The following is a 10,948-nucleotide window of genomic DNA, read 5'->3' as shown; positions in this document are numbered from 1 at the left end:
ATGCTCCGCCGGGCCCTCTCTCTCGCGTCCGCCGTGTCCGCGTGCCTCACGCTCGCGGGCTGCGCCAACACCCCGAGCCCGCTCGTCCCGAACGTGACGGGCTCCGTCGGTGTGCCCCACCGCGGGGTGCTGACGGCCGGGGTCGAGCTCCCGAGGGAGAGCGCGGGCCTCGCATGGCTCCGCAACGACGACCGCCACTACGGAGTGCCCCGCCTCGTGTCGGCGCTCGTGCACGCCGCCAAGAAGGTGGACGACGCGCGCCCCGGGGGCACCTTGGTCGTCGGAGATCTCTCGCGCAAGAACGGGGGCGAGCTGTCGGGGCACGCGTCGCATCGTGTCGGCCGGGACGTCGATCTGCTCCTTTACATGACGACGCTCGACGGCGCGCCCGTGCGGAGCCGCGGCTTCTCGTCGGTCGGCACGGACGGCCTCGCCTACGACAAAAACCGAAGTGAATACCTACGGTTGGACGTCGAGCGCGAGTGGCTCCTCGTGAAGGCGCTCGTCGAGGACACGGAGGCCAACGTGCAGTGGATCTTCGTCCACCAGAACATCGAGGCCCTCTTGCTCGAGTGGGCGCGGGCCCGCGGAGAGCCGACCGAGACCGTGTACCGGGCCATGACGATGATGCTACGTCCGAAGCCGCCCGCCGATCCTCACGACGATCACCTCCACGTGCGCACCGAGTGCCTGCCGGACGAGGTCGACCACGGGTGCGTCCCGTTCGGGCCGGTGTGGCCCTGGCTGAAACGAGCCTCGCGCCCCTCCCCCTCCACCGCCGACCTCTTGCGGGAGCTGCTCGGTCCCGTTGGTGGGGCTCCCGCCACGATGGCGCTCGCCGACGTGCGCGAGGAGCCCTCTTTTTGAGGGACGACGCGCCGACGCAGGGGCGCTTTTTCCGAGGCGACGCGCTCGACGCGCTGGGCACGCTCGACGCGGGCTCGGCCTCGCTCGTGTACCTCGACCCGCCATTTTTCGTCGATCGCCCCTTTCGCGCGCGTCCGCCGAAAGGGGACGACGAGGGTGGCCCTCGGGAGCGCGCGCGCGGCGCGGTGGCCTACGACGACACCTGGCCCTCGCGCGACGCGTACCTCGCGTGGCTGGTACCGCGGATCGAAGCGGCGTTCGACGCGCTCGCTCCGACAGGGACCTTGTGGGTGCACCTCGATCATCACGCGGTCCGCGACGTCGAAGCGCGCCTCGCTTCGAGGCTCGGTCGCCAAGCCTTCGCGGGCGAGATCGTGTGGGTACCCGGCAACGGGGCCAAGGCGCGGCGGGGGGTTCCGCGCGCCCACCAGACGCTGCTCGTCTATGCGAAGACCACAAAATACACCTGGAACCTGCGCGCCCCCGAGGCACGCGAGCCGTTCGCCGAGACGAGCCTCACGATGCATTTCGGCCGCGTCGACGCGAGCGGGCGGGCGTACCGCGATCGCACGGTGGGAAAGAAGACGTACCGGTACTACGCCGACGAGGGACGCGCGGTCGGCTCGGTGTGGACCGACTGCCCCGCCATGCTCGCCAACACCCCGTTGCGCGGCGAGGGCACGGGCTACCCCACGCAAAAACCCGAGAAGCTCCTCGCGCGGATCGTCGCCCTCGCGACCCACCCGGGAGAGCTCGTCGTCGACCCGTTCGCGGGCAGCGGCACCACGCTGGTCGTCGCGCATCGGCTCGGGCGTCGGTACTTCGGGAGCGACGTCGGGGCCCTCGCTCAAACGACGACGCTCGAGAGGCTCGCCGCCGAAGGAGCACGCCCCGAGATCCTCGAAGGGCCTCGAGGAGGCTAGGAAGCCACGGAGCCGCTCGCAACGAGGGGCGCGCTCTTCACCCACGCGTCGAGATCGGCGAGCGCGCGCTCCGAGAGCGCCTGATACCGATCTCGCTTCTTCAAGCGCCGATTCGGGTGGGGCGGCATGCACGCCCAGGTGATGTTCGACGGTTGGTAACGAGGCTGCTTGCGACCGAGGTGCGTGCGGAGACCGCCGAGCGCGGTCGTCTCGGGTGGCGGCGTGAACGGGACGCCCGCGAGGGTCTGCGCGAGCCCTAGCGCGCACACGAGCCCACACGCCGCGCTCTCGACGTACCCTTCGACGCCGGTGATCTGGCCGGCGAGGTAGAGGTGCGGGCGCGCGCGCACCTGCATGCGCTCGTCGAGGAGATCGGGGGCGTTCACGAACGTGTTTCGATGCACCGTGCCGTAGCGCAGGATCTCGCACTCTTCGAGACCGGGAATGGTGCGAAATACACGGTTCTGCGCGCCGTACGTCATGCGGGTCTGAAAGCCGACGAGGTTGTACGCGGTGGCGGCGGCGTCCTCTTGGCGGAGCTGGATGACGGCGTACGGGCGCCTCCCCGTGCGTGGGTCGGTGAGGCCCACGGGCTTCATCGGGCCGAACGCGAGCGTCATCTCGCCCCGCGCCGCCATCACCTCGATCGGCAGGCACCCCTCGAAGTAGCGGACGTCCTCGAAGGCGCGCGCTTCGACCTTCTCGGCGGCCACGACGTCGGCGACGAACCGCTTGTAGCCGGCCTCGTCGAACGGGCAGTTCACGTAGGCCTCGTCCCCGAGCGCCTCGGCGTCGAGCGCCCCCTCCCCGTCGGCAGAGCCCTCGCCTTTGCCCCAGCGCGACTGCCGGAACACCTTGCTCCAGTCGATGCTGTCGGCCGCCACGATGGGCGCGATCGCGTCGTAGTAGGCGAGCTGCTCGTGGCCGATGACCCGCGCGAGGTCGGCCGCGAGCGCGTCGCCGGTGAGCGGCCCCGTCGCCAAGATCACCGGCGCGTCCTCGGTCGACGCGGGGATCTCCGTCACGATCTTGGAGATTCGCGTGACGTTCGGGTGCCCATCGAGGACTCGGGTGATCTCGTCCGAGAACACGTCGCGATCGACGGCGAGCGCGCCGCCCGCCGGAACCTTGGCCACCTCGGCCGCGCGCATCACGAGCGACCCCACGCGACGCATCTCTTCTTTCAAGAGGCCGACGGCGTTCACGAGCGCCGCCCCACGTAGGCTGTTCGAGCACACGAGCTCGCAGAGCTTGTCGCTCGTCTGAGCCGGGGTCCTCGCCTTGGGCTTCTGCTCGATGAGCGTCACGGCGACGCCGCGCTCCGCGAGCTGGAAGGCCGCCTCGCAGCCCGCGAGGCCGCCACCTACGATCGTCGTGCGTTTCACGCGGCGCGTTCTACCGGACGACGAGCCCGCCGTCACCCACGCGGGGCGGTTCCTCGGGCAAAGGTCCCTTCGAAACGCGACGAGGCCCCGGAAATTCCAGGGCCTCGCGCGTAAGTAAACCGAGTTTACTTACTTCTTGGCGCCCGCGCTGCCACCGGCGCTGCCGCTCGCCGAGGCGCTCGCCTTGACGTCGACCGAGACGCTCACGTTCGCCTGGATGCTCGCGGCGCCGTCGAGCGCGCCCTCGCACGTACCGGCGAAGCAGTTCGTGATGCGACCGCCGATCATGGCCGCGCTCGCACCCGCGCTCGCCGCGATCTCCTGGACGCTCGACTGAACGCCCTCGACCGCCGCCTTGCCGCTGATCGCGACCTTCGGGGCCGACTCGGCCATGCCGATGGCGACCTTGAGGACGATGGGGAGGTTCTTCTCGATGGTGGCCTTGAACTGCTCGGCCGCCTTCGCGTCGACCGCGCCGGTGATCGCGATGCCGACCTGCGCCGGGGTGCACTCGGCCTTGGCGGACACCTTCGCGTCGCACTGGCCCTTGCACTCCGCGCTCATCTGCGGCGGCTTCACCTCGCCGTTGCATTTCGGCGCCTTCATCTCGGCCGAGCACTTGCCCGAGCACGTGCCCTCGCACTTGGCGCCGGCCTTGAGCTTGCAGCTACCGCCGCACTTGCCCTTGCACTCGCCCTGCACCTGAGCGTCGCACTTGCCTTCGCAGGTGCCCGCGCACGAGGCGCCCTTCGAGTCCTTGCCGTCGCACTTGCCGTCGCACTTGCCGGAGCAGGTGCCCTTCATCTGCGCGTCGCACTTGCCGGAGCACTCGCCCTCGCACTTGGCGCCCGCCTCGACGTCGCACGAGCCCTCGCACTGGGCCTCGCACGAGCCCGAGAGCTTGCCCGGCTCGCACTCGACCTTGGCCGAGGGGCCGGAGACCTTGGCGTCGCACTTGGCGGCGCAGTCGGCCATGACGCCCATGTCGGCGCGGCAGACCGGGGGCTTCACCGTGAGCGCGATCTTCGCGTTCGCGCCGATCTTCGCCTTGAAGTCGCCCATGGCCTTCGCCGCGGCCTTGCAGGCCTCTTCGCCCGACTTGAACTCGCCCGTGGCGCCGAGATCCTTCGCGATACCGCCGCACGCCGTCTTGAGGTCGGCGTCGATCTTGGCGGCGAAGTCCTTGATCTCGATGCTGGCGATGACGCCCGCCTTGAGCTTCGCGCCGGCCTCGGCCGAGAGCTTGAACTCCTTCGAGAAGTCGACGGCCGCGAGCGCCTCGGCGTTGAGCTCGGGGCAGCTACCCGCCGCCGCGAGGTCGCCCACGGGGCCCGGAAGGCCCTTCGGCAACGCACCACAGTCCATCAAGAGGGGGCTCGCCAACATCCCGAACAGGATGGGCAGCGACAGCGTACGCCCGAGCTTCATTTGGTCTCTCCTCCATGGCCGCACCGTCATGGGCGCTGGCACTGGGGCACGGGTCCTATCACGCATCGAAGCGTGCGCGGAAGCGCCTTTCCGCGCCGTAAGGACCGACCGTGTCCTCCCACTGCGGCTCTCCGGATGGGCTCGACCGGGCACTATTGACTCATGGTCAATAAAGCCTCATGCTCCCGTCATGCCCGAAGCCCACTCGAATGGCCGCGCACCCTCCCCCACGCTCGCCAAATCCGCGCCCCCCGCCCCTCCGGACGAGGGCGCACCGCGAGACGAGGGAACGTCGCACGTCCGTGGTGCCCGCGGGCATGTCCACGACGTCGTCATCGTCGGCACCGGGTTCGCGGGAGTGGGCATGGCCATCAAGCTGCAAGAGGCCGGCATCCGCGACTTCGTGCTGCTCGAGCGCGCGAACGCCGTCGGCGGTACCTGGCGCGACAACACCTACCCGGGCTGCGCCTGCGACGTCCCCTCGCACCTCTACTCGTACTCGTTCGAGCCGAAGCCCGACTGGTCCCGCGCCTACTCCCCTCAGGCGGAGATTCGCGCCTACATCGAGGGCTGCGTCGATCGCCACGCGCTCCGCGACCGCATCCACTACGGGTGCGACATCACCCGCGCGACCTGGGAGGAGAGCACCCAAACGTGGGTCGTCGAGACCCGCAAAGGGGACGTGTTCGAGGGGCGCGCGCTCGTGTCGGGCATCGGAGGCCTCTCGAACCCGGCGTACGCCAAGGTCCCCGGCCTCGAGACCTTCCGAGGGGAGACGTTCCACTCGGCCACGTGGAACCACGACTACCCCCTCGAAGGAAAGCGCGTCGCCGTGATCGGCACGGGCGCGAGCGCCATCCAGTTCGTGCCTCGCATCCAGCCGCAGGTCGCGCAGCTCTTCGTGCTCCAGCGCACCGCTCCCTGGGTCTTGCCGAAGCCCGATCGCGCCTACTCGGAGGACGAGAAGTCCACGTTCGCGCGTCACCCGCTCCGCCGCTTCTTGCACCGCCAAGGCATCTACTGGAGGGCCGAGCTGCTCGGAACGATGTTCTCGAAGGTCCCGCGGGCCATGGCGCTCGCCGAGGTGCTCGGCAAGCTCTACATCTCGAAGGCGATCAAGAACCCCGACCTTCGACGCGCGGTGACGCCGACGTTCGTGCCCGGCTGCAAGCGCGTCCTCTTCTCGAACGACTACTACCCGTCGCTCGATCAGCCGAACGTCGAGCTCGTCACGGATCCCATCGCGCGGGCGGTGCCCGAGGGGCTCGTGCTCGCGTCCGGGCGCACCCTCGCGGTCGACGCGATCATCCACGGGACCGGCTTCGCCGTGCAGTCGTTCCTCGGGGGGCTGCGCATCCACGGGCGATCCGGCCAAGAGCTCGGCGAGACATGGGGCAAAACGGCGCGCGCCTACCGCGGCACCACCGTCCCGGGCTTCCCGAACCTCTTCATGCTGCTCGGGCCGAACACGGGCCTCGGGCACAACTCGATCATCTTCATGATCGAGGCGCAGATCCGCTACGTCGTCTCGGCGCTCACCCACATGCGCGCGCACGGCATCTCGGCCGTCTCCGTTCGGCCCGAGGTCACGCGCGCCTACAACGACGCGCTGGATCGCGACTTCGACGGAACCGTGTGGGCGAGCGGCTGCTCGAGCTGGTACCTGAACGACGAGGGGAAGAACACGACGCTCTACCCGCGCGCGACCTTCACGTTCCGCCGCGAGACCCGCGTCTTCCGACCGGACGAGTACGAGCTCACGCGCGCACCCCACACGGCCCACGTCCATTGACGGCGCGCCACAAAAAAGACGAGGGAGCCCCGGCGAGGCTCCCTCGAATTTGACAACAGTATCGTAGACTTACAAATATCCGGCTACACCCCGACCGGGTGCCAGATCGACTTCGTCTCGAGGTGGCGCTCGACGAACCCGAGCCCCTGACCACGCCGCCGGTCGAACCAGACCTCGTTCGCCGGAGGGACGTGCGTCTTCACGCGCTTCACGCTGCTCGCGCCTTCGCGCTCGAGGGTGGCCCGGAGCGCGTCGTCGTGGGTCCACGCCTCGATCGCCGACACCTCGCGGTGCTTCGCGAAGATCGGCCCCATCTCGCGCTCGTGCCCCGTGAGGACGTTGACGACGCCGCCCGGGAGATCGCTCGTGGCGAGGCACTCGGCGAGCACGATGGCGGTGCGAGGGTCCTTCTCGCTCGCGACGACGATGACCGAGTTGCCGCCCGTGATGGCAGGCAAGACCACCGACACGAGGCCGAGCAGCGCGGGCTCCTGCGGCGCGAGCACGGCGACGATGCCCATGGCCTCGGGCACGCTGAACCCGAAGTGCGGACCGCTCACGGGGTTGTGCGACGCGACCAGCGCCGAGACTTTGTCGGAGAGGCCCGCGTAGAAGATGGCCCGGTCCACCGTCGCGGCGACCTCGCGGGAGGCCTCCGCGCGCGATGCCCCGGCGCGGACGAGCGACCGCTCGAGCTCGGGCGCACGAGACTCGAGCACCTCGCCGAGCCGGTAGAGGATCTGGCCGCGGTTGAAGGGGGTGCGCGTCTCCCACTTCTCGTAGGCCGCTTTGGCGACGACCACGGCGTCGCGGACGTCCTTCCGAGAGCCACGGGGGATGTTGACCGACTCGGGATCGGCGTCGCCCTCGGCGTCGGCCGAGGCCACGCGGAAGTAGCGACCCGACTCGGAGCGAACGAACGCCCCGCCGACGAACATCTTGTACGCCTTCGTGACGCGGAGACGTGCCGCGACGGGCTCGTCGAGGGTCGCGAGCGGTCCGGGGATGGCCACGTCGGCCTTGTCTACGTGAGTTTCCGTGCGTGTTTTCATCCGTCGAGCTCCACGTAGGCCGAGAGTCCTTGGCGACCACCTTCGCGGCCGAAGCCGCTCTCTTTGTACCCACCGAACGGCGAGCCAGGGTCGAACTTGTTGAAGGTATTTCCCCAGATGACGCCGGCTTTGAGCTTCCCCGCCATGTGGAAGATCTTGGCGCCCTTGTCGGTCCAGATGCCGGCCGAGAGGCCGTACATCGTGTTGTTGGCCTTCTCGACCGCCTCGTCGGGCGTGCGGAAGGTCATCACGGTGAGCACGGGCCCGAAGATCTCTTCGCGCGCGATGCGGCTCGACTGGCTCGCCCCCGTGAAGAACGTGGGCGGGAAGAAGAAGCCCTTCTTCGGGATCGAGCAGCCGGACTGCACCATGGTCGCGCCCTCGCGCTGCCCGCTCGCGACGAGCTCGCGGATCTTCTCGAGCTGCATCTTCGAGTTGATGGCGCCGACGTCGGTGTTTTTGTCGAGCGGATCGCCGAGGCGGAGCGTCTTCAGGCGATCTTCGAGCTTCCGCACCACGACGTCGTGCACGCTCTCCTCGACGAGGAGGCGCGACCCGGCGCAGCACACGTGCCCCTGGTTGAAGTAAATGCCATTGACGATGCCCTCGATGGCCTGATCGATCGGCGCGTCGGCGAAGACGATGTTCGCCGCCTTGCCGCCGAGCTCGAGGGTGAGGCGCTTCTTCGTGCCCGCGAGGGCGGCTTGGATGCGTTTTCCGACGGCGGTGGAGCCGGTGAAGGCCACCTTGTCGACGCCGGCGTGCTCGACGACCGCCGCACCGGTAGCGCCGGCGCCCGTGACGACGTTGACGACGCCCTCCGGGAGCTCGCACTCTTCGATGATCTTCGCCAAGAGGAGCGCCGTGAGCGGCGTGGTCTCGGCGGGCTTCAACACCACCGTGTTGCCGCACGCGAGGGCCGGTGCGAGCTTCCAGGCGGCCATGAGCAACGGGAAGTTCCACGGGATGACCTGCCCCGCCACGCCGAGAGGCCTCGCGCGGCGCCCGTGGAAGGCGTAGTCGAGCTTGTCCGCCCAGCCCGCGTGGTAGAAGAAGTGCGCCGACGCGAGCGGGATGTCGACGTCACGCGACTCTTTGATCGGCTTTCCGCCGTCCATCGTCTCGACGATGGCGAGCTCGCGGGCCTTCTCCTGGATGGCCCGCGCGATGCGAAAGATGTACTTTCCACGCTCTTCGGGGCGCATGCGCGACCACACGCCGTCGTAGGCCTTTCGGGCCGCGCGCACCGCGAGGTCGACGTCCTCGGCGTTGGCCTCGGCCACCTCGGCGAGGGTCTCTTCGGTGCTCGGGCTCACCGTGGGGAAGTACTTCCCGCTCTTCGGGGCGACCCACTTGCCTCCGACGAAGAGCTCGTAGCGGCTCTGGAGCTTGACGTGATCGGTCGCCTCCGGCGAGGGCGCGTACTCCCACGCTTTTCCGAAGTCGAGCGCGAGGTCCTTCACGCTCGGGCGATCCACCTCGTGCGACACCTTCTCGATCGAGTTTCCGTTTTTCATGGGTCAGTCCTTCGAGAAGTCTTCGGCCGCTTGGTAGTTCCCCGTGCGCTCTTTCTCGAGCTGCATGAGGACGTCGTTGAGGAGCGCGCTCGCGCCGAAGCGGAAGAGGTCCGGGTCGAGCCACGCGTCGCCGAGCGTCTCCTTGACGACGACGAGGTACTGGAGCGCTTGTTTCGCCGTGCGCACGCCGCCGGCGGGCTTCATGCCGATCTTGCGACCGGTGGCGTAGTAGTGGTCGCGGATGGCCTCGAGCATGACGAGGGTGACCCCGAGCGTCGCCGCGGGCTGCACCTTGCCGGTCGACGTCTTGATGAAGTCGCCGCCCGCCGCGATGCCGATCTCGCTCGCCTTGCGGACCATGTCGTAGGTGCCAAGCTCGCCCGTCTCGAGGATCACCTTGAGGTGGGCTTTGCCGCACGCGTCCTTCGTCTGGGCGATCTCGTCGAACACCTTCGCGTAGTCGCCCGAGAGCATGGCCCCGCGATCGATGACCATGTCGATCTCGTCGGCGCCGAACTCGACGGCACGACGGACGTCGTCGAGCTTGATCGGGAGCGGAGAGAGACCGCTCGGGAAGGCCGTCGCCACGCTCGCGACGTGCACCCCCGAGCCCTCGAGCGCCGCCTTCGCGATGGGCACCATGTTCGGGTACACGCAAATCGCGGCGCACGGGCCGAGCGACGGATCGCTCTCGAGCGGACGCATCGCTTTGTTGCACAATGCACGCACCTTGCCCGCGGTGTCTTTCCCCTCGAGCGTGGTGAGGTCCATCATGCGGATCGCGAGCTTCAGGCCTGCGACCTTCGCCTCCTTCTTGAGCGAGCGCTTCGCGAGCGAGGCGACGCGCTCTTCGATGGCGACTTGGTCGACGGGCGGGGGCGCGAAGAGCGGGGTGTGGGCCAGTGAGACGCCCCCCCGAGGGCGCTCGGACGGATCTGTGACGATGGATTTCACGCGACCGAAGGTACACCGACCGCGTGGGCGCCGGGCGAGACAAATCGCGCAGGTGCGCTCCTCGAGCCGCTGTTGCGGCGCGTCAGGGCGGCTACGACGCCTTGGGTTTGTCGACCTCGGCGAGGCCTTGGCACTCGGTGCGTGGCGCCGCCGTCAACGTCGCGCCCCACGCGCCGATGGCGTCGGCCACCTTTCGGAACCCGTGCCCCACGGCCGTGAGCGCGTACTCGACACGGAGCGGCGGGCCCGGAATGACCGTTCGAGACACGAGCCCGAGGGCCTCGAGCTCTTTCAGCCGAAGAGACAACATGCGGTCACCGATCGCGGTGAGGCGATCGCCTATCTCGCTGAAGCGGAGCGGGCCCCCCTCGAGCGTGGCGATGACGAGGCCGTTCCAAGGCTTCGCGAGCACGTCCATCGCCGTCTGGAACATCGGACAGAGGTGATCGCAGGTCCGTTTCACGGCTTCTCCGAGCATGGGCGAGCGCCCGACGCTCTCTAAGATATGCGCCCGCGCAGAGGAAATGGGAAGGCCACACCTTCGCGCGAGGCCGAACGGTTGCCACGCCCACGTTTCCACACAAACGCCCAAAGGCCCGATCCCGGGTGGGAATCGAGCCTTCGTGGCGCTTCACCTGCGGAAGGCCGAGAGCTCAGCTCTTCGGCGGGGCCGCGTCCATCTTGGCGCGCTTGCGACGGCGGCGAGCCGCCTCGGCCTGCTTCTTCCGGCGCTTCACGCTGGGCTTCATGTAGTGGCGGCGCATCTTGAGCTCGCGGAGGACGCCCTCGGAGGCGAGCTTCCGCTTGAGCATCTTGATGGCGCGCTCGATACCGCGGTCGCTCACGACCACTTCGAGCGGCTTGCACTGAATCGCATCACTCGGCATCTTTCGAGATCCTCGGGATTTTGGGACGAAACGGAGACGGAAGCACGAGCCTTCCGGCGAAACGGAGAAAGCTCGGTACCACGGGAAGGATGCGGGCGCTAGCCGTGTTTTCCTCGTGACCTGCCTTTTTCGGCGAGGCGCCT

At 68.7% G+C, this 10,948-nt stretch carries 10 protein-coding genes; 3 read left to right on the top strand and 7 right to left on the bottom strand.

Annotated features, from left to right (window positions below):
- Positions 1–867 carry a penicillin-insensitive murein endopeptidase gene (locus IPK71_19920; GenBank protein ID MBK8216001.1) on the top strand — a complete coding sequence of 289 codons (867 nt, stop codon included), beginning with the start codon at positions 1–3 and terminating at the stop codon, positions 865–867.
- Positions 864–1,790, top strand: coding sequence for a site-specific DNA-methyltransferase (locus IPK71_19915; GenBank protein ID MBK8216000.1), 927 nt, complete (start codon positions 864–866; stop codon positions 1,788–1,790). Before IPK71_19920 ends, IPK71_19915 begins: the two co-directional genes overlap by 4 nt.
- Here the strand turns inward: IPK71_19915 and trmFO are convergent.
- Together trmFO and IPK71_19905 are read right to left on the bottom strand one after the other, a co-directional pair.
- The gene (gene trmFO / locus IPK71_19910; GenBank protein ID MBK8215999.1) at positions 1,787–3,175 is read right to left on the bottom strand and encodes a methylenetetrahydrofolate--tRNA-(uracil(54)-C(5))-methyltransferase (FADH(2)-oxidizing) TrmFO; all 1,389 of its coding nucleotides are present in this window, start codon (positions 3,173–3,175) and stop codon (positions 1,787–1,789) included. The genes IPK71_19915 and trmFO overlap by 4 nt on opposite strands.
- A gap of 129 nt (positions 3,176–3,304) precedes the next feature.
- A complete protein-coding gene (locus IPK71_19905) occupies positions 3,305–4,603 on the bottom strand; it encodes a hypothetical protein (GenBank protein MBK8215998.1) in 1,299 nt (432 codons plus the stop codon).
- A gap of 190 nt (positions 4,604–4,793) precedes the next feature.
- Between IPK71_19905 and IPK71_19900 the strand changes: the two genes are divergently transcribed.
- Positions 4,794–6,395, top strand: coding sequence for an NAD(P)/FAD-dependent oxidoreductase (locus IPK71_19900; protein MBK8215997.1), 1,602 nt, complete (start codon positions 4,794–4,796; stop codon positions 6,393–6,395).
- 83 nt (positions 6,396–6,478) lie between these two features.
- Here IPK71_19900 and IPK71_19895 read toward each other — a convergent pair whose 3' ends face one another.
- From IPK71_19895 to IPK71_19875, 5 genes are all read right to left on the bottom strand, one after another.
- Positions 6,479–7,333, bottom strand: a complete 855-nt coding sequence (locus tag IPK71_19895; protein ID MBK8215996.1) for an aldehyde dehydrogenase family protein — start codon at positions 7,331–7,333, stop codon at positions 6,479–6,481.
- Positions 7,334–7,443: 110 nt separating this feature from the next.
- Positions 7,444–8,964, bottom strand: coding sequence for an aldehyde dehydrogenase family protein (locus IPK71_19890; protein MBK8215995.1), 1,521 nt, complete (start codon positions 8,962–8,964; stop codon positions 7,444–7,446).
- 3 nt (positions 8,965–8,967) lie between these two features.
- Entirely contained in the window at positions 8,968–9,918 is a 951-nt protein-coding gene (gene deoC, locus IPK71_19885; protein MBK8215994.1) for a deoxyribose-phosphate aldolase, read from the bottom strand.
- 91 nt (positions 9,919–10,009) lie between these two features.
- Positions 10,010–10,330 (bottom strand): helix-turn-helix transcriptional regulator, encoded by a 321-nt coding sequence (locus IPK71_19880; GenBank protein ID MBK8215993.1) that lies wholly within the window; start codon positions 10,328–10,330, stop codon positions 10,010–10,012.
- Positions 10,331–10,571: 241 nt separating this feature from the next.
- Positions 10,572–10,805, bottom strand: coding sequence for a 30S ribosomal protein S21 (locus tag IPK71_19875; protein ID MBK8215992.1), 234 nt, complete (start codon positions 10,803–10,805; stop codon positions 10,572–10,574).
- Positions 10,806–10,948: the final 143 nt, after the last annotated feature.

The organism is Myxococcales bacterium (genome assembly GCA_016712525.1).
GTDB lineage: Bacteria > Myxococcota_A > Polyangia > Polyangiales > Polyangiaceae > JAAFHV01.
This window is presented reverse-complemented; position numbering and strand designations above follow the sequence as displayed.

Excerpts from the sequence above, each read along its gene's own strand:
- IPK71_19920 (MBK8216001.1), top strand. The coding sequence starts at position 1 with ATGCTCCGCCGGGCCCTCTCTCTCGCGTCCGCCGTGTCCGCGTGCCTC.
- IPK71_19905 (MBK8215998.1), bottom strand. The coding sequence starts at position 4,603 with ATGAAGCTCGGGCGTACGCTGTCGCTGCCCATCCTGTTCGGGATGTTG.
- IPK71_19900 (MBK8215997.1), top strand. The coding sequence starts at position 4,794 with ATGCCCGAAGCCCACTCGAATGGCCGCGCACCCTCCCCCACGCTCGCC.
- IPK71_19895 (MBK8215996.1), bottom strand. The coding sequence starts at position 7,333 with ATGTTCGTCGGCGGGGCGTTCGTTCGCTCCGAGTCGGGTCGCTACTTC.
- IPK71_19890 (MBK8215995.1), bottom strand. The coding sequence starts at position 8,964 with ATGAAAAACGGAAACTCGATCGAGAAGGTGTCGCACGAGGTGGATCGC.
- IPK71_19875 (MBK8215992.1), bottom strand. The coding sequence starts at position 10,805 with ATGCCGAGTGATGCGATTCAGTGCAAGCCGCTCGAAGTGGTCGTGAGC.